Annotated in this window: 17 protein-coding genes and 10 pseudogenes; 17 read left to right on the plus strand and 10 right to left on the minus strand. The window is 67.8% G+C overall.

Going from position 1 to position 23,014, the window contains the following annotated elements; genetic code table 11:
• Window positions 1–28: 28 nt before the first annotated feature.
• The gene (locus CGL27_RS11590) at window positions 29–1,063 is read right to left on the minus strand and encodes a helix-turn-helix transcriptional regulator (RefSeq protein ID WP_162952964.1); all 1,035 of its coding nucleotides are present in this window, start codon (window positions 1,061–1,063) and stop codon (window positions 29–31) included.
• Between the two features lie 107 nt (window positions 1,064–1,170).
• Between CGL27_RS11590 and CGL27_RS11595 the strand changes: the two genes are divergently transcribed.
• Window positions 1,171–1,575, plus strand: a complete 405-nt coding sequence (locus CGL27_RS11595; RefSeq protein WP_119986404.1) for a hypothetical protein — start codon at window positions 1,171–1,173, stop codon at window positions 1,573–1,575.
• Window positions 1,576–1,707: 132 nt separating this feature from the next.
• The gene (locus CGL27_RS11600) at window positions 1,708–2,409 is read left to right on the plus strand and encodes a TMEM175 family protein (protein ID WP_119986406.1); all 702 of its coding nucleotides are present in this window, start codon (window positions 1,708–1,710) and stop codon (window positions 2,407–2,409) included.
• A gap of 82 nt (window positions 2,410–2,491) precedes the next feature.
• Here the strand turns inward: CGL27_RS11600 and CGL27_RS11605 are convergent.
• Window positions 2,492–3,249 (minus strand): annotated as a pseudogene (locus CGL27_RS11605) (MMPL family transporter); the annotation flags it as partial.
• 32 nt (window positions 3,250–3,281) lie between these two features.
• Window positions 3,282–3,458, minus strand: a pseudogene (locus CGL27_RS11610) (transposase); the annotation flags it as partial.
• Between the two features lie 90 nt (window positions 3,459–3,548).
• Here CGL27_RS11610 and CGL27_RS11615 point away from each other — a divergent pair.
• From CGL27_RS11615 to CGL27_RS11625, 3 genes and pseudogenes are all read left to right on the plus strand, one after another.
• Window positions 3,549–5,229 (plus strand): annotated as a pseudogene (locus CGL27_RS11615) (ISAzo13 family transposase).
• Between the two features lie 70 nt (window positions 5,230–5,299).
• Window positions 5,300–6,580, plus strand: a complete 1,281-nt coding sequence (locus tag CGL27_RS11620) for an IS701 family transposase (protein ID WP_119986408.1) — start codon at window positions 5,300–5,302, stop codon at window positions 6,578–6,580.
• 225 nt (window positions 6,581–6,805) lie between these two features.
• The gene (locus CGL27_RS11625) at window positions 6,806–7,534 is read left to right on the plus strand and encodes a DJ-1/PfpI family protein (RefSeq protein WP_119986409.1); all 729 of its coding nucleotides are present in this window, start codon (window positions 6,806–6,808) and stop codon (window positions 7,532–7,534) included.
• 261 nt (window positions 7,535–7,795) lie between these two features.
• On the opposite strand, the pseudogene CGL27_RS51905 reads toward CGL27_RS11625, so the two are convergent.
• The 3 pseudogenes from CGL27_RS51905 to CGL27_RS51915 all read right to left on the minus strand — a co-directional run.
• Window positions 7,796–7,966, minus strand: a pseudogene (locus tag CGL27_RS51905) (IS5/IS1182 family transposase); the annotation flags it as partial.
• 48 nt (window positions 7,967–8,014) lie between these two features.
• A pseudogene (locus tag CGL27_RS51910) lies at window positions 8,015–8,116 on the minus strand (IS630 family transposase); the annotation flags it as partial.
• A 51-nt stretch (window positions 8,117–8,167) separates the two neighbouring features.
• A pseudogene (locus CGL27_RS51915) lies at window positions 8,168–8,293 on the minus strand (IS630 family transposase); the annotation flags it as partial.
• On the opposite strand from CGL27_RS51915, the pseudogene CGL27_RS11640 reads away from it, so the two are divergent.
• Window positions 8,294–8,596, plus strand: a pseudogene (locus tag CGL27_RS11640) (cupin domain-containing protein); the annotation flags it as partial.
• 18 nt (window positions 8,597–8,614) lie between these two features.
• Here the strand turns inward: CGL27_RS11640 and CGL27_RS11645 are convergent.
• A pseudogene (locus CGL27_RS11645) lies at window positions 8,615–9,671 on the minus strand (NAD(P)/FAD-dependent oxidoreductase).
• 305 nt (window positions 9,672–9,976) lie between these two features.
• On the opposite strand from CGL27_RS11645, the gene CGL27_RS11650 reads away from it, so the two are divergent.
• The 3 genes from CGL27_RS11650 to CGL27_RS11660 all read left to right on the plus strand — a co-directional run bounded on the left by CGL27_RS11650 (window position 9,977) and on the right by CGL27_RS11660 (window position 13,177).
• Window positions 9,977–10,666 (plus strand): rhodanese-like domain-containing protein, encoded by a 690-nt coding sequence (locus tag CGL27_RS11650; RefSeq protein WP_119986411.1) that lies wholly within the window; start codon window positions 9,977–9,979, stop codon window positions 10,664–10,666.
• Between the two features lie 251 nt (window positions 10,667–10,917).
• On the plus strand, window positions 10,918–12,282 hold the full coding sequence (locus tag CGL27_RS11655; RefSeq protein WP_119986413.1) for an MBL fold metallo-hydrolase: 1,365 nt from the start codon (window positions 10,918–10,920) through the stop codon (window positions 12,280–12,282).
• A 145-nt stretch (window positions 12,283–12,427) separates the two neighbouring features.
• Window positions 12,428–13,177 carry a sulfite exporter TauE/SafE family protein gene (locus tag CGL27_RS11660; protein WP_119986415.1) on the plus strand — a complete coding sequence of 250 codons (750 nt, stop codon included), beginning with the start codon at window positions 12,428–12,430 and terminating at the stop codon, window positions 13,175–13,177.
• Window positions 13,178–13,413: 236 nt separating this feature from the next.
• On the opposite strand, the gene CGL27_RS51920 is transcribed toward CGL27_RS11660, so the two are convergent.
• Entirely contained in the window at window positions 13,414–13,581 is a 168-nt protein-coding gene (locus tag CGL27_RS51920; protein ID WP_240451082.1) for a hypothetical protein, read from the minus strand.
• Between the two features lie 3 nt (window positions 13,582–13,584).
• Here CGL27_RS51920 and CGL27_RS11665 point away from each other — a divergent pair.
• Window positions 13,585–14,456: pseudogene (locus CGL27_RS11665) on the plus strand (integrase core domain-containing protein).
• A 9-nt stretch (window positions 14,457–14,465) separates the two neighbouring features.
• Entirely contained in the window at window positions 14,466–15,047 is a 582-nt protein-coding gene (locus tag CGL27_RS11670) for an integrase core domain-containing protein (RefSeq protein ID WP_119986417.1), read from the plus strand.
• 76 nt (window positions 15,048–15,123) lie between these two features.
• On the opposite strand, the gene CGL27_RS11675 is transcribed toward CGL27_RS11670, so the two are convergent.
• Entirely contained in the window at window positions 15,124–15,822 is a 699-nt protein-coding gene (locus CGL27_RS11675) for an FCD domain-containing protein (protein ID WP_119986419.1), read from the minus strand.
• A 240-nt stretch (window positions 15,823–16,062) separates the two neighbouring features.
• On the opposite strand from CGL27_RS11675, the gene CGL27_RS11680 reads away from it, so the two are divergent.
• From CGL27_RS11680 to CGL27_RS11695, 4 genes are all read left to right on the plus strand, one after another.
• Entirely contained in the window at window positions 16,063–17,307 is a 1,245-nt protein-coding gene (locus CGL27_RS11680) for an aminotransferase class V-fold PLP-dependent enzyme (protein WP_119986421.1), read from the plus strand.
• A gap of 85 nt (window positions 17,308–17,392) precedes the next feature.
• Window positions 17,393–18,694 (plus strand): sugar ABC transporter substrate-binding protein, encoded by a 1,302-nt coding sequence (locus tag CGL27_RS11685; protein ID WP_119986423.1) that lies wholly within the window; start codon window positions 17,393–17,395, stop codon window positions 18,692–18,694.
• A gap of 2 nt (window positions 18,695–18,696) precedes the next feature.
• A complete protein-coding gene (locus CGL27_RS11690) occupies window positions 18,697–19,686 on the plus strand; it encodes a sugar ABC transporter permease (RefSeq protein WP_119986425.1) in 990 nt (329 codons plus the stop codon).
• On the plus strand, window positions 19,683–20,519 hold the full coding sequence (locus tag CGL27_RS11695) for a carbohydrate ABC transporter permease (RefSeq protein WP_119986427.1): 837 nt from the start codon (window positions 19,683–19,685) through the stop codon (window positions 20,517–20,519). Before CGL27_RS11690 ends, CGL27_RS11695 begins: the two co-directional genes overlap by 4 nt.
• Here CGL27_RS11695 and CGL27_RS50925 read toward each other — a convergent pair.
• Window positions 20,494–21,129: a hypothetical protein gene (locus CGL27_RS50925; RefSeq protein ID WP_205587676.1), complete on the minus strand. Its 636-nt coding sequence runs from the start codon at window positions 21,127–21,129 to the stop codon at window positions 20,494–20,496. The genes CGL27_RS11695 and CGL27_RS50925 overlap by 26 nt on opposite strands.
• A gap of 191 nt (window positions 21,130–21,320) precedes the next feature.
• On the opposite strand from CGL27_RS50925, the gene CGL27_RS50930 reads away from it, so the two are divergent.
• Both CGL27_RS50930 and CGL27_RS51925 read left to right on the plus strand, forming a co-directional pair.
• A complete protein-coding gene (locus CGL27_RS50930) occupies window positions 21,321–22,151 on the plus strand; it encodes a hypothetical protein (protein ID WP_205587677.1) in 831 nt (276 codons plus the stop codon).
• 74 nt (window positions 22,152–22,225) lie between these two features.
• Window positions 22,226–22,939 (plus strand): annotated as a pseudogene (locus tag CGL27_RS51925) (aminotransferase class III-fold pyridoxal phosphate-dependent enzyme); the annotation flags it as partial.
• Between the last annotated feature and the right edge of the window lie 75 nt (window positions 22,940–23,014).

Genomic DNA, 23,014 nt, shown 5'->3' on the forward strand with positions numbered 1-23,014 from the left:
GGCAAGCGGAACCGTGAAAACGGTCCGCTTACAAGTCCAGCATGGTCGCTACGAGTTCGCGTCGGCTGCGGACACCGGTCTTCGCGAAGACGCTCTTCAGGTGGTCCTGCACGGTGGCTGCGGTGATATGCAGTTCCATGGCGATGGCCCGCGAGGGCAGGCCGGCGACGACCCTCTCCAGGACGTCCCGCTCGCGGGGCGTGAGCCCGTACGCGAGTAGCAGCACCTCGGCCACTTCGGCGGCCGGCGCCGGGTGCATCGTCACGGCGAGGGGCGCCGGGTACGGGCCACCGCTCAGCGGCGAGGCGTGGACCGAGAGCCACCGGCCGGACCGGCCGCGGATCCGCCCGTAGGCCGGCAGCGCCGCACCTCTCCCTCGCGCGGCGACCTCCAGTACCGCGATGGGCAGCTCCGCCCCGGACCAGGCCAGTTCGTCCCGCCAGAGTTTCGCGGCCGGATTCTCCGAGAGCAGCCGCAAGTCCTGGTCGAGCAGGAGCACACCCGCCTCGGCCGGGCCGGGGGCGGCGTCGGCGGGTGCCCGGTGGACGGCCCGGCGCAGGGCCGCGGCCACCGGGGCGGACAGCAGCCGCAGAACGTCGACGTCGGCCGGGGTGAAATCGGGCCGCCCACCATCGCCGAACAGGGCGATGGCGCCCCAGCACCGGCGGTCCACCACGAAGCCCGCCCGCAGCTCGTGCCGCGCGTCGATCATCGGGAGCACAGCCCGGTACCGGTGGCTGGATTCCGGGTCACCGCCGGTGGCCGCACCGAGCGTGCCTGCGGGCACTTCGGAGCGGGCGAGCGCCGCGAACTTCAGTACGTCGTCCACCAGGTACTCGTTGTGCGCGGCTGCTGCGGCCGCGGCCGGCGTGAGCCCGGCACTCACGTCGTCGGTGATCAGCAACGTGGTGGGGTCGATCGTGCCGAAACAGTAGGAGTCGGCCGGGACGAGCCGCGTCAGCCGCTCGGCGATCCGGCGTCGCAGCTCCCGGGAGTCGAGGTCGAGACGGCAGATCGCCTCGATGTCGCGCACGGTCTCGCGCCGGGCCACCGGGGAACTCACCGGCCGAACGATACCCCAGAAGTGTGGGATGCCCGTATGGCTGCTCCGGTGCCTACCCTCAGTCCGGAAAAGGCAAATGCACAGGCAAATGCACAGGAGGTCACGGCATGTCCCCGTCCATTCTCACTGTCGGACTCGATCCCGCGCTGGTGGACGACTCGGCCTCGTCGCGGGCGGCGTTCCCCGAGCTCGACGCCGAAGTGGTCCGGGCGGGCGTGGCCGCCGAGCGGGCCCGGCTCGCGGAACTCGGTTTCACTGTCGACGTCTGCCTGCTCGACTACGGCCGCACGGCCGAGGCGGTCTACCGCGCCGCGCTGTCCGGGAAGGACTACGACATCGTGGTGATCGGCGCCGGTGTCCGGCTGGACCCGGTGCTGACCCCGCTCTTCGAGGTCCTGGTCGGCATCACTCACGAACTGGCGCCCGGTGCGAAGCTCTGTTTCAACGTGAGCCCGTCGACAACCGTCGAGGCCGTCCAGCGGTGGTGGCCCGAACGCGGGCCACTAGTCTAGGACTTGGTCCGGACTCATCCATCAATGCTGGTCAACGGCTTGGGTGTGGAGAGTGTACGGGAACGTCCACGACCAGCAGCGTCCGGCAGCGGCGGCAGGCGCGCCGGGGCGGCAAGAGAGAGGTGCAAACGTATGGGTGCCAGTGGTGTCATCGGCGAGACCGGGACGGGAGGGTCCGACCAGGCAGAGCCGTCGGTTCCCGCGGCGGACAGGATCGAGGGGGGTGTTTCGGGGGAGCGCGTGGTGCTCTTCACCGACGCGGTGACCGCGATCTCCATCACCCTGCTGATCCTGCCGCTGGTGGACCTCGTCCCGGAAGCCGCCTCCGCCCACGAGGGCGCCAGCAAGGTGATCACCGGTCACCTCGACCAGATCTGGAGCTTCCTGCTCAGCTTCGCGGTCATCGCGAACATCTGGCGGGAGCACCACCGGACCTTCTCATCGGTCACGGAGTTCACCCGCTCCCTGATGGTATGGAACATGGGGTGGCTGCTCTCCGTCGTCGTCCTTCCTCTGCCGACCGAGATGCTCGGCACCTTCGGCCGCGACCGATTCGTGGCGGCGTTCTACTACTCGACCCTCCTGGCCGGCATGGTCTGCCGGTTCGCGATGCTGAGGATCCTGAAAGCCACCCCGGCACTTTTCGAGGAAGACGGCCCGGCGGTCCGCCGGAGGGCCGAGGACTTGTACACCGAGAGCTGGCTCAACGTCCTCGCCCTGGTCCTCGCCTTCGCCATCGCGCTCGCCGTACCCGTCCTGCAGTACTACAGCCTGCTGCTGCTCGCCGTCCTGCCGAGGCTGGCGCGTTCCCGACGGCAACGCACCGCCCGCTGACCACGGGAACGGCCGCCGCCCGGACACCAGCCTGAGCTCTGGGGACAGCCGCTCCGCAGCTCGACATGATCGCTGCTATGGCTCAAGACATCCTGCGTGGGGAGATGCACGAGGACGCGCCGACCGCGACGGGCGGGGTCGGGCCGTGACCGTCCGTGCCGTCTTTCTGCCGATCCGCCGTGAGCCGTTCGCCCTCGATGTCGAGGTCGGGCAGGAGCCGGTCCAGCCACTTCGGAAGCCACCAGCCCGCTCGGCCGACGAGCGCGAGGACGGCGGGGACAAGCGTCATCCGGACGAGGAAGGCGTCGATGCAGACCCCCACGGCGAGGGCGAAGGCGATCGGCTTCAGCATCGTGCTGCCGCCGGGGATGAAGCTCGCGAACACCGCGAACATGATGAGGGCGGCGGCGGTGACCACGCGGGAGGCATGGCGCGAACCGGCCAGGACGGCTTCCGGTGGCGCGGCGCCGTGGACGTGCGCCTCGCGGATGCGGCTGACCATGAATACCTCGTAGTCCATGGCGAGTCCGAACAGCACTGCCATCACCAGGATGGGCAGGATGCTGACCACCGGACCGGTCTCGGCGACGCCGAGCGCGCTCGCGAGCCAGTCTCACTGGAACACAACACGGCCACGACCGCGCCGAAGGTGGCGGCCACCGACAGCAGGAAGCCCAGACTGGCCTTCAACGGGACGATCACCGAGCGGAAAACCAGGAGCAACAGCAGCAGCGACAGGCCGACGACAACGAGCGCGAAGGGGATCAGAGAGCTCGCCAACCGGTCGGAGACGTCGATGTTCACAGCGGTCGTACCGGTCACCGAGACCTCGGCCCGTGTCTGCTTCTGCCAGGTCGGCTCACACCCTTACACAGGACGTACACGATCCCGCGCAGGGCGGTCCGGTCGTCCACCGGCAACCGGCCCGGATACCGCTCACGCCGCGGCGGACGAGCCGGCAGCAGCGGAGCCACACATTCCCACAGGTCATCAGTCACAAGATCATCCGACACCCGAGAAAGTCTGCCGCCACCCCACCACGCAGCCAACCCCCTGCACAGAACTCATTCTGAAACCGTCAGTAAGGGCGTGCAGATCATTAACTCGTAGCTTCCTGCTCTGTGCCTCGTTGGTGTGCTATGAGCATTGGGGCGGAGCAACGGGCCGTGCTGGCGAGGAAGTTCGAGACGATCTTGCCGCATCTCGATGAACGTCAGCGTCGTCTGCTGCTGGGAGCGGAGGCGCGATCGATCGGTCACGGCGGGATCCGGCTGGTCGCACAGGCCGCCGGTGTGCGGCAGGCGACCGTCTCGCTGGGGGTGCGCGAGCTGGAGTCCGGTGAACCGCCGCTGGGACGCACCAGGCGGCCGGGCGGCGGCCGCAAACGGGTCGTGGATCTGGATCCCGGTCTGCGTGATGCGTTGCTGGCGCTGGTGGAGCCGGACGTGCGTGGGGACCCGATGTCGCCGCTGCGCTGGACGACGAAGTCGACGCGGAACCTGGCAGCCGAGCTGACTCGGCAGGGTCACCGGATCTCGGCCGACACGGTCGGGGACCTGCTGCGCGAGGAGGGCTTCAGCCTGCAGAGCAACACCAAGACCCTGGAGGGCAAGCAGCACCCCGACCGGGACGCCCAGTTCCACTACCTCAACGAGCAGGCCCGCAACCACCGGGACAACGGGGCTCCGGTGATCAGTGTGGACACGAAGAAGAAAGGAACTGGTCGGCCTCTTCAAGAACAACGGCCGCGAATGGGAGCCGAAGGGTGAACCGGTGCAAGTCGACACCCACGATTTCCCCGACCGTGAGCTGGGCAAGGCCGTGCCCTATGGCATCTACGATGTCACCGCGAACACCGGCTGGGTCAATGTGGGCACCGACCACGACACCGCCGCGTTCGCCGTCGAATCAATCCGACGCTGGTGGAACGGCGCCGGACGGACTGCCTATCCGACGGTTGGCCGGCTACTGATCACCGCCGACGCCGGCGGCTCCAACGGCTATCGCACCCGCACCTGGAAGACCAAGCTCGCCCAGTTCGCCACCGAGTCCGGCCTGGCGATCACCGTCTGCCACCTGCCTCCCGGAACATCGAAGTGGAACCAGATCGAGCACAGGCTGTTCTCCCACATCACCATGAACTGGCGCGGCAGGCCCCTGACCAGCCACGAAGTCATCGTCCAGAGTATCGCCGCGACCACCACCAAGACCGGCCTGACGGTGCACGCCGAACTGGACACCGGCCGGTACCCCACAGGAATCCAGGTCAGCGACGAGGACATCGACACCTTGCCGATCACACGGCACCACTTCCACGGCGACTGGAACTACACTCTCCACCCCCAACTGCCCGAAGAGGCGACGACCACAAACAACGCAGCGGGCCAGGCGCTAGCGAACACATCACATCAACTCACGCTGCGTTCCCTGCAGGACCCGGAGCTGACCGGCATGACCCACCAGCAACTCAGCGACCTCATCGACACACTGACTCCCGCGATGGAACTTCAACGCGAGCACGTGCTTCGCACACGCCGCGGTCGCGAACGCTTGGTGGCCCCGGCACAGGCGCCAAAGCCAAACTCACCCCAGCCGAGCGAGTCCTGGTCACCGTGCTCCACCTGCGCAAGATCTCCCCCATGGGACCTCCTCGCCCAGCTCTTCGGCGTCACCACCCCAACCATCAGCCGCGCGAGCCAGGAAGTCCGCCCCCTCTTGGAAGCACACGACCATCCCATCAGCGCCTCCACCGCTCGCTTTCGCACACCATCCGACATCGCGGCGTTCCTGAACCACAGCAAGATCAAGAAAGCATGTTAATGATCTGCAAGCCCTTAGTAGGACTCCGTTAGGTCTTCCGGTTCAGCCTGTTCCTGGGCATGTTGGGTGGATGGACGCACATGAAGTGAACCGTGTCCGGGCGAAGTTGGGGTTATACGTGGCTGACGTGTTCGCGTCGGTGCCGCGCAAGGACCAGCGGGCCAAAGGTGACTGCTACCTGCGGGGACTGATGTTGGACGGCCGCCGCAAGTCGATCCAGGCCATGGCCTCGCGGTTGCCGGACGGCAACGAACAGAACCTTCAGCAGTTCGTGAACCAGTCCACCTGGGACCCGGTGCCGGTGCAGCGTCGGATCTGCGAACGCATGCTGCCACTGGTCAACCCGACGGCCTGGGTGATCGACGACGTGTCGCTGCCCAAGGACGGAAGAATGTCGGTCGCCGTGGCTCCGCAGTACTGCGGAGCTCTGGGCAAACGCGCCAACTGCCAGGTCGCGGTCAGCGTCCACGCCGCCAGTGACACGGCCTCCTGTCCACTGCAGTGGCGGCTGTTCCTGCCCAAGGAGTGGGCGGCGGACACTGACCGCAGGACCGTCACCCGCATCCCGCCCGAGGCCGGGCACCGCGAGAAGTGGCGGCTGGCTCTGGACATGCTCGACACGCTGGCCGGCTGGGCCATGAGGCCGCCGGTCGTGGTGGCCGACGCCGCCTACGGCACCAACGCCCACCTTCGGGCCGGCCTGGCAGAGCGGGGAATCGACTACATGCTGGCCGTCCGCGCGGACGTGACCGCCCACCCATTCGGCGCCCAGCCGACAGCCCCGGACCGCAAGGGCCCCGTCGGCTGCTGGCCCCAGCCCCGCTACCGCCACCCCGCACCCTCAGTGGCAGCCCTTGCCACCGGCCTCGGGCAGGAGGCGTTCACCTCCCTCACCTGGCGGCAGGGCTCACGCGGCGAGTTACGTTCCCGCTTCGCCGCCGTGCGCGTCCGCCCGGCCGGCAACGCCGTCGAACGTCCCATCCGGGCCGCCGCCTCTGCCGAACAGGGCTGGTGGGACGGCATCCTGCCCGACTGCTGGCTGCTGGTCGAATGGCCCGAAGAGGCCGAGGCTCCCACCGACTACTGGCTGTCCAACCTGCCGGCCGACACTCCGATCGCCGACCTGGTCCGTCTGGCCAAGGTCCGCTGGCGCATCGAGCACGACTACCGCGAACTCAAGCACGGCCTGGGCCTGGACCACTTCGAAGGCCGGTCCTGGCCCGGCTGGCACCACCACGTCACCCTCGTGACCGCGGCCCACGCGTTTCTCACCGAACAACGTCTGGCCCCAAAAGCACCTGGACCGCACTCACCCTCTACCAGATCCTCGACGCCCTCCAAGACATCCTGAGGTGCTGGACCGGCACCTGCACCACCTGCCACCAACCCTTCCCCACCAGGACCACAACACCTAGATCAAGACAGACCTAACGGAGTCCTACTAAGTACCGCCCCCTGCGGAAACACGTCCTCGTACCGGAACTCTGCGACCGTCCGGAACGACCACTACGGAGGGGGCGGTCCACCAAGCGGGCCCGATACCAACGCCCCGGCGCACACGCAGGAAGGCGCATCCATGCACCGCAGAGAATTCATCCGCCACACGTCAGCAGCCGCGGGCGTCATATCCGCAGGGGCACTGGCTACCACCGCCCTGGACGATGGCGCAGCAGTCGCCTCGACGCGGCGCACAGACGCGCTGCGCGTCCACATCGTGATTTTCGACGGTGTTGAGGAGATGGACTGCATCGGCCCGTACGAGGTCTTCTCCGCCGCAGCCATGCACAGTCCGAACGGCATCGAGGTCCGGTATGTCACGACGGGACAGCCTGGGCTGGTCCGTTGCGGATACGGCACGGGCATAGAGGTGAAGTATCGGTGGTCGCCGGAAGCGGCGGACGTGGTCATCGTGCCCGGCGGCGGCTACGCCCACCGTGAAGGTCCCGGCGTATGGGCCGAAATCGATGGCGCCACTCTCCCCCGTGCCCTCGCTGCCGCTCCCCGTGAAGGGCTGACGATCAGTTCGCTGTGTACGGGAGCGGTGATTCTGTCTGCGGCCGGCCTGACGAAGGGACGCCCGTGCACAACACACCACGGCGCGAAAAACTATCTGAGGGAACAGGGCGGTCTCGTCAAGGACGCTCGCGTGGTCGATGACGGGGATCTTGTGACGGCCGGGGGTATCACGTCGGGTCTCGACCTGGGCTTGTGGCTGGTCAACCGCGAACTCGGGCCGGATGTGGCGACGGGCGTGGAGACGATGCTGGAGTACGAGGCGCGCGGAACCGTCTGGCGGAAGAACTGACCAAGGGCGGTCCCGCCGGGGACAGATGAAAGGACTCGGTCGAGGAAGGGTAGCGGACACCGAAGCAGGTTGGCCGCTGGCGGGACCGTCAGAGGTGATAGACGCGATCGTCGCAGCAGAAGTTGCCGACCACGCGCAACCTTGGGCGTCGTTCCACTTGGTGAGTCGGCGGTAGTTGATCAGGCTGGCGCCTACGGCGGTGAAGGTGAGGAAGTGCTCGGGTTTGCGCGCGTAGCGTCGGTGCGGGCGACGGCAGCCGGAAAGCCAGGACGTGGTGCGCTCGACCACCCGGCGGTGGCTGGCCAGCGGCTGGGAGGACTCGGTCTCGCGGCGGGCGATGCGGAGTGTGATGCCAGGTGCTCGTAGCCATCGATGCTGGGTCGTAGTCGTAGCCCTTGTCGCCGTGCAGCATCTCGGACGCCGTCGGCGCGGTCGGGTTCGGTCTCGTTACTGAGGTTGAACTCGTGATGTCGTGCTGTGTCAGGTCGCTCTGATCAGCAGGCCTGTCTCAGCGAGGCAGCCGTCTATGAGGTGGCTACGGTACTGGATGTGTCGTAGGCCGCGTCGGACGGTCTGGAGGAGCGGCCCTGGATCGTGATGGAACTGATCGATGGAGGCTCCCTGGAAAACCGGCTAGTGTCCTGAGTCGGAGATTCTCTTGCAGTATGTGGCGACTTTGTCGAGGACCTCGTCGGCGGTCTTGGTCCAGGTGAACGGTCGCGGGTTGTCGTTCCAGTCGGCCAACCAGGCACGGACGTCATGACGTTGGTGCCGCTGAGCGATCCTGGCGGCGCCCAAGCTTATAAGCTTCTCATTTCACCCACGTCCCAGAGCGAGCCGGAGCTGCAGACTCACGACGGTTTTGAGTGGCTCTATGTGCTCGCCGGACGGCTCAGCCTGCTGCTGGGCGAGCAGAGCCTGAGCCTCAAGCCGGGCGAGGCCGCGGAGTTCGACACGCACGTGCCGCACTGGATTGGCGCCGACGGCGACCAGGCCGTTGAACTTCTCATCCTGCTTGGACGCCAGGGAGAACGGGCCCACCTCCGGGTCCGCGCCACCTGACCCGGTCGCGGTAAGGGCTCAGTTCCCGCCGGGGAGGGAGCCCAGTCCGTGCGCACGGCTGCCCTGCACCCGCCGCGACACCTCGGCCTCCATCGCCCCGCTGAACACTTCACCGTCCTTCGCCGCACGGGCGGCGGCTTCCGCGTCGGCCTTCAGCAGGTCCATGTGGATCGCGGCGGCCGCGGTGGTGCCGGCTGCTGCCGCGGCGGGAACCCCGGCCAGTACATCGCTGACGTTCCCCGCGGCCCACACGCCCTGCACTCCGGTGAACCCGGAGGCGTCCACCTGGAGCTGCTCCCCCAGGCCCATCGGGTGTTTCTGCATCGTCACGCCCAGCTCGCGCAGGAAACCCGCGCGCGCGAGGAACCGGGGGCGACCACCAGTTGCTGGACCGCCACCACCTTTCCCGATGCCAGCCGCACGCCCGCCAGCTGGTCCTGGCTGTCGACCTCGAGCCCGGTGGCCTCACCGTCGACCACGCCGACACCGAGAGCAGCCAGCTGCTCCCACTGTTCGTCGGTCAGTTCCGTTGCGGTGTGCAGGAACAGCGTGACGTCCTTGGACATCTGACGGAACAACAGTGCCTGGTGGAAGTTGCCGAGCGCCCCGATGACCTTGTCCCGGACTTCCCAGCCGTGGCAGTACACGCAGTGCAGCACGTCCCCCCTCCCCCCCACCGTTCGGCCAGCCCTGGCACGTCCGGCAGCACATCGACCAAACCAGTGGTCACCAGCACTCTGTGTGTCCGTAGGTGCTGCCCGTCCTCGGTGACAACCCGGAAGCCCGCGCCGTCCCGGGAGATCCGCGTGACCTGCCCCGAAACGACACGACCGCCGTACGAAGCGACCTCCTCGCGCCCGAGCCGCAGTAGCTCCAGAGGAGAGATGCCCTCGCGGCCGAGCACACCATGGGCGCCAGCAGCCGGAGCATTGCGGGGCTCACCCTTGTCGATCACCAGAACCGACCGGCGCACCCGGGCCAGATTCAAAGCCCCGGAAAGGCCGGCGGTCCCACCCCCGACCACCACGACGTCCCAGGTCTGTTCACCATCTCGTATCAACTCGAACTCGCTCATGCCATCAGCGTGCGACGGCGCCACGGATGCCGCATCGGTTCATGCTGTCCTGGCAAGACGCGCTGGCTCTCGCCGCCGGGGATGGCTCGCCGATCGGCCGACGGCCCCGGACCACGCCGAGCATCTTGCCAGTCCAGCAAGAGGACTCGTCGCCTGCGGATACGTGTGTGCAAGCTGCGTCCAGATGGTTCCGGCCCCCAACTGAAAGCCGGTATCTCCAGGACTCGGTCGTGTTCCCGCATTCGTTGGGAATTCCTCCGGATCGAGCGGCATGCCGGTAGTTGAAATACTTGAGGAAGCAGCAGATGGAAAATCGCCACGTCGTGATCATTCCGATCGAGATCGATGAGGAGAAGGAAGCCTCTTATCTCGCCGCATGGCAAGATGCTGCGGAGGTGATGGCGGCGCAGCCCGGTTTCATTCGGACGTACATGTTCCGCACGATCGTTCCGGGGAGCAAATTCTCTCTCGTCAACGTGGCGGAATGGGAGTCCACCCGTCACTGGGAAGAGGCGATGAATGTCTGCCCGATGATGGGACAGCAGATAGCGGTCGTCCATGCCTCGAACTACGAGGCGATCCGGACGGTCCTGCCCACGCAGAGCCTGAGTTCCGGCGACGGTCACATGCCCGCTGACCTGTCTCCTGTTGAGGCGCGTCGCCGTGCCGAGGATGGGCAACTCACACTGGTCGATGTCCGTGAAGACGATGAATGGGCAGCGCGCCACCCGGCCGGCGCCGTCCACGCCGCGCTCAGCACATTGCCAGCGTCGCTGTCGGATCTGCCTGACGGCCCACTGGCCTTCGTCTGCCGCACAGGCAACCGCAGCGCGCAGGGCGGCGTGCAGGCGATCCGCGCGGGCCGGTCTTCCGTCTACAGCGTGGCGGGCGGCCTTGAGGCGTGGGAAGCAGCGGGGCTGCCGGTCGTCCTTCCCGGGAGCGAAAGCGCCGAGAACAACGGCGATCGCGTCGCAGATGCGGTGCGCGAGAGCTGACGAAAGCAAAACCGGCAGATAACCGTCGCATACGTCCGCCGGCATGAGGCCGGCCGGATACGCCGTCCGCCCGCAGTCTTCGGAGAATTCGCTACCGCCATTCCAGACGGTGACCGTTTGCGCAATGGCCCAGGAAATGAGAACCGCGGATATCGCGAGCGGTTCGGAGTGGCGCAACGGTTCCGGAGCTTCGGCGGCGGCTTCCCGAAACGGAATTAACCGGGTACACCAGCCCGGAGAGGAGTCACGCCATGTTTTTTGTCGACACCCTGGAGTTCGAGGGGCTGGGCAACCGTAGCTATCTGGCAGGGGGTCGGAGAGCTGCGGTCGTGGTCGATCCGCCGCGGGACGTCGATCAGGTGATCGCCCTCGCTGCGCGGCGAGGGGTGCGCATCGCCTACGTGGCGGAGACGCACTTGCACAACGACTACGTCACCGGCGGGCTGGAACTGGCCCGCCTCACCGGCGCCCGCTACCTCGTCCCGGTCGGGGCCCGCGTCTCCTTCCCTCGCACTCCTATCGCGGACGGGGACGTGTCCGAGGTGGACGAGTACCTGGTGCTGCGCGCGATAGCCACCCCGGGCCACACCCCGCACCACACCTCGTACGTCCTGGAGGAGGAGGGAAGCCCGGTGGCTGCTTTCACGGGCGGCTCGCTGCTGATCGGCTCCGTGGGACGACCGGACCTGGTGGACCCGCGACTGACCGAGCAACTGGCCCGTGCCCAGCACGCTTCCGTCCACCGGTTGGCGGCGACACTCGACGACGAGGTGCCGGTGCTGCCCACGCACGGTTTCGGCAGCTTCTGCTCCTCCTCCCAAGCCGAGGGCGATGCAAGCACGATCGGCCAGGAACGCGCCGGCAACGACGCATTCACCCTGGATGTCGACGACTTCGTGAAGCGGGTCCTGGCCGGGCTGGAGAACGTGCCCGCCTACTACACGCACATGGGCCCGGCCAACGCCGCCGGACCCGGGCCCGTCGACCTGACCCCGCCCGAGCCCGCCGACGCCGCACAGATCGCCGAACGGCTGGCGGCGGGTGAGTGGGTGGTGGACCTGCGCAGCCGGGTCGCCTTCGCCGACGGCCATGTGGCCGGATCGTTCAACTTCGAGGGCACAGGCAAGCTGGCCACCTATCTGGCCTGGCTGATCCCGTGGGGCAAGCCGGTCACCCTGCTCGGCGACACCCCGGGGCAGATTGCCGAGGCGCAGCGGGAGCTGACCCGGGTCGGTATCGACCGCCCGGCCGCCGCCGCCACCGGTGATCCAGCCGCCTGGGTCCGTCAGGGCGAACGGCTCGCCTTCTTCCCCCGCGCCGGCTTCGCCGACCTCGCCGCTGCACACAAGCGCGGCGAGGACGTGGTGGTGCTGGATGTGCGCCGGGATTCCGAACGTGCGAACGGCTTCATCGAGGGCTCCGTGCACATTCCGCTCCACGAACTGCACGGCCGGGTCGGCGACGTGCCGGACGGCACGGTGTGGGTGCACTGCGCCGGCGGGATGCGCGCGGCGATCGCCGCTTCTCTCCTGGACGCGGCCGGACGACAGGTCGTCGCCATCGATGACAGCTTCGAGGCGGCCGCCGACGCGGGCCTGAGCCTCACCCGGTCATGAATCCCTTGCTCCACCTGCACAGAAGGCACGTGATGTTCCTCTACCGCCAGGCTCTTGACTGCCTCGGCCCCGTACAGGCCCACCCCCGTGTCACCGGTACCGCAATGCCGTCGGCCGGCGACAGCAGACACAGTGGGCGAATAGCGTGACCGCCCTGATCCTGGCCCTGATTGCAGGAGCCGTTGTCGGCCTGATGCTCGGCGCCCTCGGCGGCGGCGGCAGCGTCCTGGCGGTGCCCGCCCTGATCTACCTGCTCGGCTTCACCCCCGCCTCAGCCACCACCGCCAGCCTGATCATCGTCACCGCCACGTCTCTGACCGCCCTGTACGCGCACGCCCGGGCCGGGCGGGTGCGGTGGAAGGCCGGAGCGGCATTCGCAGCCGCCGGGATTCTTCCGGCGGCTGTCGCTGGGGCAGCCTCCGCCCACCTGCCTCAAGCCGTCCTCACCCTCGCCTTCGCCGCCATAGCCGCCCTCTCCGCCATCAAGATGCTCCGGCCCGCTTACACCGCCCGCCCCAAAGACGGCGGTGTACGGCCGGGCAAGGCAGCCGGGGCCGGTGCCGCACTCGGCACGCTGACCGGACTGCTCGGTGTGGGCGGCGGCTTTCTCGCCGTCCCCGCCCTGGTCACCGTCCTGGCCTTCGAGATGGATGCCGCAGTCGGCACCAGCCTGCTGATCATCACGGCCAACTCACTGGCCTCCCTGGCCACTCGCTCCGGCACCGCTGCCTCGGTCGACTGGGCGCTGATCGGCCCGTTCATCGGAACCGCGATCCTGGGCGCCTGGGACGGAAAGCGCATAGCCGCGAAGGTCTCCGGGCCCCACTTGCAGCGCATCTTCGCCGTGGTCCTGCTGGCCGTGGCCGCCTTCATGCTCGCCGACGCCGTGACGTGACAGCAGCCCAGACCGGCGACAACTTGTCCAGGCGGGCCCGCATCCGCCCGGTATCCCCGGCCGCCAACCCTGCGGGTGCCGGTAAATCATCCACGCAGGTGAGAGCTTGTTCAGAGATCTTCGACTTTGGCCGACGCTCACCCCGGCGTCTTCACCTGTACAAGGCCCCGACGGCATCATGATCTGTCGTGCTGCTGCGCCTGGCCTACCTCGCCGCGACCAACACCCTGGCGTTCCTACGTCTCCTGCCGATGAGCGACAGAGGCAAGGACATCGAGATCCTGGTGCTCCGGCATCAACTGCTGGTCCTGCAGCGTCAGGTCGACAAGCCTGCCTTCAATGACAGTGATCGCGCTGTCCTCGCCGGCCTTCTGTATCACCTGCCCAAAGACAGACTGCGGCACCTTCTGCTATTGGTCCGCCCCGAGACGGTCTTGCGCTGGCATCGTGAGCTGCTCAGGCGGTGCCATGCCGAGACCTGCGTGTCCAAGCGGCGTGGACGCCCCGCACCATCCGCTCGATCCGTGCCCTCGTCCTGCGTCTGGCCAGGAAAAATGCCGCGTGGGGATATCGCCGGATCCACGGCGAACTCGCCGCACTGGGGATCAAGGTCGCCGCCTCAACGGTCTGGGAGATCCTCCGCGAGCACGGCATCCCACCCGCACCCGAACGGCAGAACACCACCTGGGCCGACTTCCTCCGCAGCCAGGCCAAGGCCCTCCTCGCCTGCGATCTCTTCGAAGTCCGCACGCTGATGGGGGCGCGCCTGTACGTCTTCGCCGTCATCGAGCACACCACCAGGCGCATCCGGATCCTGGGCGCCAGCGCACATCCGACCGGGGACTGGATCGTGCAGCTCGGACGCAACCTCCTCATGGACCTCAAGAACGCGGGCAGCAAGGCGAAGTTCCTGATCCGCGACCGCGACTCGAAGTTCACAACCGCCTTCGACGCCCTGATGACCGATGCCGGTCTCAAGGTCGTCACCACCGGCATTCGGATACCACGGATGAACTCGCTCATGGAGCGATGGATACAGACCTGCCGCAGCGAACTCCTGGACCGGACCCTGATCTGGAACCAGGGCCACCTCCTCCACGCCCTGCGCGAGTACGAATCCTTCTACAACGAACACCGCCCGCACCGGGCACTGAAAAACGCCGCCCCATGCCGCCCACTACCCGCACCCATCCCCCAACAAGCCCAGCTCACCCACCTGGAAGTCCACAGACGAGACCGGCTCGGCGGAACGCTCCACCAGTACCAGCACGCCGCCTGAGCTGCGCGGATGATTTATCGGCACCCGCACTCCGCCATCGTGGCCACCGACCTCTTCCACATCGACACGGTCTTCCTGCGGCGCTGGTTCGTGCTGTTCTTCATCGACCACGGCACCCGACACGTGCACATCCCCGGCATCACCCGGCACCCGACCGGCCCCTGGATCACCCAGCAAGCACGGAACTACCTCGTGGACCTCGGTGACCGCGCAGAGTCGATCAGCTTCCTCATCCGGGACCGCGGCACCTACTTCACCGACAGCTTCGACGCCGTCTTCCAGGCGAACGGCGTGCACGTCATTCCGACACTGCCCCAGGTGCCCCGGATGAACGCCATCGCGGAACGCTGGACCGGATCATGCCGACGCGAGGCAACCGACCGCGTCCTGATCACCGGAGAGCGCCACCTGCGCCTTGTCGTCGGCGAGTACACGGAGCACTACAACAGACACCGGCCGCATCAATCCCTCGGACAACGGGCACCAGACCGACTCACCGACCCCAAGCCGCCCATCGCCAAGGACCACACTCGCATCACTCGACACGATCGACTCGGCGGCCTCATCCACGAATACTCGCAGGTCGCATAGGGTGACACAGATTCCGGCACCCACAGGCGCATTGCGAACGCGCAATGGTCTGACGCGTCAAACGCAACGCAACGCGTCAGGCCGGGGAGTCCTCCTCCATGGGCGGCATGAAGGCGCGCAGCCATCGCTCCGTCTGGGCGACATGGGCCTCGGCCGCTCCGGCGGCGGCGCGCGGATCGCGGTCGGCGATCGCGGTGGCCAGCACTCGGTGATCCTCGTCGCTCTTGCGCCGCATCTGCTCGCCCTCGGGGAGGTTGAAGATCTGGTACTTGCGGGAGCGGGCGCGGAAGACCGAGAGCAGGGAGCCGAGGGCGGGGTTTCCGGCCGCGGTGGCGATCTCGGCATGGAAGCGGTGGTCGAGGTCCGATGCCTCGGTGGGGTCGTCGGTGGCGTCCATGGCCTCGATGAGCGCGAAGAGTTCCCGCACCGTCTCCGGGGTGCTGCGGGCCGCAGCCTGCGCCGCGACGTGGGACTCCAGGACACGCCGGATCTCGTACACCTCCAGCAGGCCGGAGAGCGGCAGCAGTTCCAGGGTGAGCGACAGGCTACCTATGATGTCCTCCGGCCTGAGCTGGGAGACATAAGTACCGGAGCCGTGCCGCGGCTCGATCACCCCCAGGGCCGCGAGCATCCGTACGGCCTCGCGCAACGACCCCCGGGACACGCCGAGTTCCTCGCACAGCTCGCCCTCGGGCGGAATGCGCCCTCCGGCGCTGAGGCGCCCGGTGGCGATCATGTGGCGTAGGCCGTGGAACGCCTTGTCGACTGCGGACATCCGATTCCTCCCGAACGGGCGGGGCGCGGTCCCGCGCCCTTCGCCGCACTGTACCGATTCATCAGATATGTCAGAGGTATCGATCGGAAGTCATCTGATGATCCACGCTGCTGCACCCCTTGATTGCATGGGATCCGTCATGCAGGATGCCGAGTCATCATACGTGTTCTGGTCGCGATCAGATCTCTCTCGTTTCTGACGCCCCTCGGAACACCCGGACCCCGGCAGATCGGGACTCATGTGAGCGAGACCGATGTCATCGCGGCGCCACGCCCCCTGTTGCTGGCCGACGGCCGTCCCGCCGACCGAGCGTGGACGCTGGACCCCGCCATGAGACACCTGAACCACGGTTCCTTCGGCGCGGTTCCCCTGGTGGCACAGGAACGGCAGAAGCAGCTGCGGGTGGAGATGGAGTGCTCCCCGGTGGTGTGGTTCCCGGCGCTGCCTCAGCGGATCGCCGACACCAGGGGCGAGATCGCCGACTTCTTGGCGGTGGCCGCCGACGACCTGGCCCTGGTGCCGAACGCGAGCGCGGGCATCAGCACCGTGTACGCCGCCCTCGACCGCCGCCGCGGCGGGGAGATCGTCGTCACCGACCACGGTTACGGCGCCGTGACCATGGGCGCCGAGCGGCTGGCGCGCGACCGCTGGGATGGCGGGGTCCGCACCGCGCGGGTACCCCTCGACGCAGATGAGGAGCAAGCGTGCGAGGCCGTGTTCGCCGAACTGTCCGAGGCGACGGACCTCATCGTGGTGGACCAGATCACCTCGGCGACCGCCCGCCGGCTGCCGGTGGAGCGGATCGGCGCGGAGGCTCGGCGGCGCGGGATCCCGCTGCTCGTGGACGGTGCGCACGCACCTGGTCTGCTCCCCGCCCCGCTCTCGGGGCTGACCTGTGATTTCTGGGTCGGAAACCTGCACAAGTGGGGATGCGCGCCCCGGGGCACCGCAGCGCTCGTCGCCCGTGGTCCGCTGCGTGAGCGGCTCTACCCACCGATCGACTCATGGGGTGCAGAGGACCCGTACCCCGACCGCTTCGACCAGCAGGGCACGGTGGATGCCACCTGCTATCTGGCGGCACCGACGGCGTTCGGCTTCATCGAGCACACCTGGGGCTGGAGGCGCGCCCGCCGCTATATGGACCACCTAGCCGGTTACGCCGCGCAGGTCATCGGTGCCGCGTTCACCGAGCTGACCGGCGCCGACAGCAGCGTCGACGTCGGCATGCCGGTCCCCGGGATGCGTCTGGTGCGGCTGCCCGAGGGGCTCGGCACCACCCGCGTCGAGGCCGACGCGCTGCGCGACCGGGTCGCCGGGGAGCTGGGTGTCGAGGCGGCCTTCACCAGCTTCGGCGGCATCGGCTATCTGCGGGTGTCCGCCCACGTCTACAACACCGCCGCCGACTACGAGTACTTCGCCGAGACCTGCGTCCCCGTCCTGGCTGAGTGGGCCCGCGCGGCTCGCGGGCGGCACGGCGCGCCATAGCGGCGCGACACCGTACTCCCCTCCCCACCCCCGACTCCCCAAGCCGCTCCGAGCGCGGCCCGCACCCAAGAAAGAGGTCAGCACGATGAGGAGAAGGACGGCAGCCCTCGCCCTCGGCACCGCCGCAGCGATGGTCCTGACCGGCTGTTCCGCCATGAGTTCGAACGCGAACGGCACGGTCACGCTCAACATGGTCGAGAGCCTGACCAACCCCGCCCGCACCGATCTGCTCAAGGGGCTCATAGCCGACTTCGAGAAGCAGAACCCCAAGATCAAGGTCAACCTGATCTCGCCGCCCACCGAACAGGCCGATCAGAAGATCCAGCAGATGCTCCAGTCCGGCAGCGGCGTGGACGCGCTCGAGGTACGGGACATCACGGTCGGCCCGTGGTCGAACAACGGCTGGCTGTACGACATGGAGAAGGACCTCAAGGGCTGGCAGGGCTGGAACGCCATGACGGAGAACGCCGTCAAGGCGTCCGAGGACGCCAAGGGCCGTACCTTCTTCGTCCCCTACGGCTTCTACGGGCTGAGCCTCTTCTACCGCAAGGACCTGATCAAGGACGCCGGGTTCAGCAAGCCCCCGGCCTCCTGGGACCAGCTGCTGAAGCAGGCGTCCGCCATCAACGACCCGGCGAAGCGCCGCTACGGCTACGCGTTCCGCGGCGGGGCCAACGCCAACAGCAACGCCACCGCCATCATCGAGGCGTACGTGGCCGACAAGGTCGACCTCGCCAACGGCTACAAGCTGAAGAACGGGCGCACGATCTTCTCCGCGCCCGAGGCCCTGGACGCCCTCAAGACCTACCTCACACTCTTCAAGAAGGCATCGCCCAAGTCGTCCGTGTCCTGGGGCTACCCGGAGATGGTCGAGGCGTTCTCCAACGGCTCCACGGCCTTCCTGCTCCAGGATCCGGAAGTCATCGCCACGATCTCCGAGTCCAAGTCGATCTCGAAGGAGCAGTGGGACACCGCTCCGCTGGTGGCCGGGCCCAGCGGGAAGACCGTCCAGCCGCTGGCCACCGCCGGTTGGGGCATCGCGAAGGGCAGCAAGCACAAGGCCGAGACCGTCAAGCTGATCAAGTTCCTGTCCCAGGGCAAGGCGTCGACGGACTTCACCAAGAAGAACAGCCTGGTGCCGATCCTCAAGTCGGCGACCGAGGACCCGTTCTACAAGACCGGCCCGTGGTCGTCCTACGTCACCATGACCAAGCACCCCGACACCTATCTCAACGTCAGCCAGCCGCGCGGCGTGACCTGGTGGAGCGAGTGGGAACAGAAGTCCGACGCCGACGTGCAGAAGATGGTGATCGGCAAGATGTCGCCCAAGGAGCTGCTGACGGGCTGGGACGCGTACTGGACCAAGAAGTGGGAGCAGGAGAAGTAGGGATGCCCGCCACGTCCGCAACGACGACCGGGCCGAAGACTTCGCGCCCCGTCCGGAAGCAAGCCGCCCCGCGGGCCCGGAACGGGCCGCGGGGCGGCCGGAAGCGGGAGTTCACGACCCGCCGGGGCCTGCTCATCGCCGCCTTCATGGCGCCTGCCGCGATCTTCGTGGCGGTGTTCACGTACTACCCCATGATCGCGGGCAGCCAGATGGCCTTCCGCCACTGGGATCTGAACGATCTCACCGACACCTCCTGGGTGGGCCTGGACAACTTCCACCGTGTCTTCTCCGACCCCAACTGGGGCACCGTGCTGGGCAATACGGGCGCCTGGGTCATCGGATCGATCGTGCCCCAGCTCGTGATCGGTTTCGCGCTCGCCCTGTGGCTGCGCCGCCGGTTCCGCTTCCGCGGCGTCTACCAGGCGCTGATCTTCTTCCCCTGGGCGATCTCCGGGTTCCTCATCGGCATCCTGTTCCGCTGGATGTTCAACAGCGAGTTCGGCGTCGTGAACGACCTGCTCCAGAAGGCGGGGCTGATCGACGAGCCGGTGGCGTGGCTGGCCGATCCGCACAAGGCGATGATCGCCGTGCTGATCGCCAACACCTGGTACGGCGTCACCTTCTTCGCCATCATGATCCTGGCCGCGCTCCAGTCGGTCCCCGACGAGCTGTACGAGGCCGCGGCGCTGGACGGGGCCGGGAAGGCGCGCACGCTCTTCCAGATCACCATCCCCTATATCCGGGTCACGCTGGTGCTCACGGTGCTGCTGCGGGTCATCTGGATCTTCAACTTCCCCGATCTGATCTTCGGGATGACCGGTGGCGGGCCGAACAACGAGACGCACATCGTGACCACCTGGATGATCAAGATCACTCAGCAGGGCGACTACGGCAAGGCGTCGGCGCTCGGTCTCCTCGTGATCGCGGGGCTGCTGCTGTTCACGGTGTTCTTCCTGCTGGCCACGCGCGAAAAGCGAGAGGTGAGGTCGTGATCGGCAAAGAGACCGCGGCCGGCCGGGCCGTCCGGATCGTCTTCCTGGTGCTGTGGCTGGCCTTCACCGTCTTCCCGCTGTACTGGATCCTCATCACCTCGCTGAAGGCGCCGGGCGACATCTTCTCCTTCCCCCTCGCCTACTGGCCCGAGCACTTCTCGCTGGAGAACTACCGCCAGCTGTTCAACAAGGCCGACTTCGGGACCTATCTCACCAACAGCCTCATCGTCGCGACCGTCGCGGGCGCGGTCGCCACCGCCATCTCGATGCTGTCGGCGTATGTGCTGGCGCGCTTCGAGTTCCGCACCAAGTCCGCGCTGCTGACGGCCGCCCTGGTCACCCAGATGATCCCGGCCTTCATCGCGCTGGGCCCGCTGTATCTGCTGATGACCGACCTGAAGCTGGTCGACAACCGGCTCGGGCTCATCCTCGTCTACATCGCCGTGTGCATCCCCTTCTGCACGGTGATGCTCCGCGGCTTCTTCGAGAACATCCCCGACGCGCTGGAGGAGGCAGCGATGATCGACGGCCTCTCCCGGTTCTCGGCGCTGTTCCGGGTACTGCTCCCGGTGATGCGTCCGGGGATCGTGGCGGCGTTCATCTTCAACTTCGTCAACTGCTGGAACGAGCTGTTCCTGTCGGTGACCTTGATGAACAGCGACGCCAACAAGACCGTCCCCACGGCCCTCAACGGATTCATCTCCAGCTTCAACATCGACTGGGGCTCGATGTCGGCTGCGGCCGTGTTCACGATCCTGCCGACCATGGTGCTCTTCGCCTTCGCGAGCCGCCACATCGTGCAGGGGCTCACCTCCGGCGCCGTGAAGGGGTGAGGGCGATGGCCACGATCGACGTTCCGCTGCCCGACTCCGTCCATGTGCTCACCGGTCCGTCCGGTGACGCGCGCACCGCCGCACCGGCGGGGACGGGCCGCTGGACCGTGCCCGGCGCCGAGGTGACGGCGCGACACGATCCGTACAGCGCCCTGCGGCTGACGCTCGCCGCGCCGGGTCCGGAGGGCCTGTCGACCGTGGCGCTGCGCTGGCGCCACCACCCCGGCGGCCACCGCCCCGCCCTGGTGCTCGGCGATGCGTGGGAGCGCTCGTACGGCGAGTTGCAGTGGCGTGGCATCCAGCCGGAACGCCCGCTGCCCTGGTACTGGCTGGGCACCGACCCGGCCACCGGCACCAGTGCCGGGCTGGGCGTGCGGACCCGCGCCGGGGCGCTGTGCTGCTGGACGGTGGACGAGGACGGCACCACGCTGTGGCTGGACGTACGCTCCGGCGGCCTGCCTGCGCTGCCGGGCGACCGGGAGATCGCCGCCGCCACGGTGGTCGGGGTGGCGACGGGTGCGGACACCACCCCATACGCGGCGCTCCAGGAGCTGTGCGCCGCCATGTCCCCCGATCCGCTGCTGCCCGCGCAGCCGGTGGTCGGCTGCAACAACTGGTACTACGCCTACGGCCAGGACTTCGGCCCGGACGCCGTACTGCGCGACGCGGCCACCATCGCCGAGTTCGCCGGGGACCATCCAGTGCGGCCGTTCTGTGTCGTCGACGACGGCTGGACGGAGGGCGGAGGAAGCGCCCCGGGAGGGCCGTGGGACACCAGCCTGCCCGGGCCTGTTCGACGACATGGCGGGCCTGGCCGCGGGCATCGCCGACCGTGGCGCCCGGCCAGGCCTGTGGTTCCGGCCGCTGCTGTCCCGGGTGCCGACGGAGGGGATGCGCACGGACACCGGCGCTCCCGGCCGGATCCCCCTGGACCCGTCGCTGGACGCGACGCTGGCGATCGTCGCCGCCGATGTCGCCCGCTTCCGCTCCTGGGGTTTCGAGCTGATCAAGCACGACTTCAGCACGTACGACGTCTTCGGCCGCTTCCACCCGGACACACCGCACGAAATGGCCGGTGCCGGATGGCGGCTCGCCGACCGCACCCGCACCACCGCCGAAGTGCTGGTGGGCCTCTACCGGACCATCGCCAAGGCGGCCGGGGACGCCGTGGTGCTTGGCTGCAACACCGTCGGACATCTGGCTGCGGGTCTGGTGCAGGTGCAGCGAACCGGTGACGACACCTCGGGCCGTCACTGGGAGCGCACCCGACGGATGGGCATCAACACCCTCGCCTTCCGGCTGGCCCAGCACAGCCGCTTCTACGCGGTGGATGCCGACTGCGTGCCCTGTACCCCGGCCACCGAGTGCCGGCTGAACCGTCAGTTCCTGGACCTGGTGGCCCGTTCCGGCACCGCGCTGTTCGTCTCCGTCGCCCCGGCCGCCCGTACCCCGCAGACCGATGCCGACCTCGGCGCGGCCGTCCGGCTCGCGCTGGACGGCGGATCGCCCGGCGGCGTCGAACCGCTGGACTGGCTCGGGACCACGGCCCCGCGCCGCTGGCGGACGGACAACGCGGAACGCACGTACACGTGGTCCCAGCCCTGGGGTGCGTGGCCGCCGCTTCCGCTCTAGACAGCCGTAGACGGCCCTGGCCATTGGTCAGGCGCGGGTGGATTCGCGACACCGCCGGACGGGTGGACGACCTGATGAACTGTCTCACCGCGAACTCGATATCGACCTCTCGTGGCAACCCGATCGCGATGGCCACAGGCAACGCCGTACTTGACTTCATCGATTCGCACGAGTTGCAAGCCAACGCCGTCGAGGTCGGCCGCTTTCTATTTGACGGACTGCGAGAACTCGCTACCCGCTACTCGCTGATTGGAGAGGTCCGAGGCACCGGACTCATGCTCGGGTTCGAACTCATCGAACCGAAGACCAAGGTCCCGGCAGTCGCGGCGACGAACGCCGTTCACGCGCAGTGCCGTGAGCGCGGGTTACTCATCGGGAAGGACGGGTTGTTGGGCAACGTCCTTCGCGTGACACCGCCGATGACGGTCACACTCTTCCTGCGGCGCTGGTTCGTGCTGTTCTTCATCGACCACGGCACCCGACACGTGCACATCGCCGGCATCACCCGGCACCCGACCGGCCCCTGGATCACCCAGCAAGCACGGAACTACCTCGTGGACCTCGGTGACCGCGCAGAGTCGATCAGCTTCCTCATCCGGGACCGCGGCACCTACTTCACCGACAGCTTCGACGCCGTCTTCCAGGCGAACGGCGTGCACGTCATTCCGACACTGCCCCAGGTGCCCCGGATGAACGCCATCGCGGAACGCTGGACCGGATCATGCCGACGCGAGGCAACCGACCGCGTCCTGATCACCGGAGAGCGCCACCTGCGCCTTGTCGTCGGCGAGTACACGGAGCACTACAACAGACACCGGCCGCATCAATCCCTCGGACAACGGGCACCAGACCGACTCACCGAC

Origin of the sequence: Streptomyces sp. 11-1-2, assembly GCF_003595545.1 — a bacterium.
Taxonomy (GTDB): Bacteria; Actinomycetota; Actinomycetes; order Streptomycetales; family Streptomycetaceae; genus Streptomyces; species Streptomyces hygroscopicus_B.

Coding starts and splice junctions, on each gene's coding strand:
- CGL27_RS11595 (WP_119986404.1), top strand. CDS start 1,171: ATGTCCCCGTCCATTCTCACTGTCGGACTCGATCCCGCGCTGGTGGAC.
- CGL27_RS11600 (WP_119986406.1), top strand. CDS start 1,708: ATGGGTGCCAGTGGTGTCATCGGCGAGACCGGGACGGGAGGGTCCGAC.
- CGL27_RS11620 (WP_119986408.1), top strand. CDS start 5,300: ATGGACGCACATGAAGTGAACCGTGTCCGGGCGAAGTTGGGGTTATAC.
- CGL27_RS11625 (WP_119986409.1), top strand. CDS start 6,806: ATGCACCGCAGAGAATTCATCCGCCACACGTCAGCAGCCGCGGGCGTC.
- CGL27_RS11650 (WP_119986411.1), top strand. CDS start 9,977: ATGGAAAATCGCCACGTCGTGATCATTCCGATCGAGATCGATGAGGAG.
- CGL27_RS11655 (WP_119986413.1), top strand. CDS start 10,918: ATGTTTTTTGTCGACACCCTGGAGTTCGAGGGGCTGGGCAACCGTAGC.
- CGL27_RS11670 (WP_119986417.1), top strand. CDS start 14,466: ATGATTTATCGGCACCCGCACTCCGCCATCGTGGCCACCGACCTCTTC.
- CGL27_RS11675 (WP_119986419.1), bottom strand. CDS start 15,822: ATGTCCGCAGTCGACAAGGCGTTCCACGGCCTACGCCACATGATCGCC.
- CGL27_RS11685 (WP_119986423.1), top strand. CDS start 17,393: ATGAGGAGAAGGACGGCAGCCCTCGCCCTCGGCACCGCCGCAGCGATG.
- CGL27_RS11690 (WP_119986425.1), top strand. CDS start 18,697: ATGCCCGCCACGTCCGCAACGACGACCGGGCCGAAGACTTCGCGCCCC.
- CGL27_RS50930 (WP_205587677.1), top strand. CDS start 21,321: ATGGCGGGCCTGGCCGCGGGCATCGCCGACCGTGGCGCCCGGCCAGGC.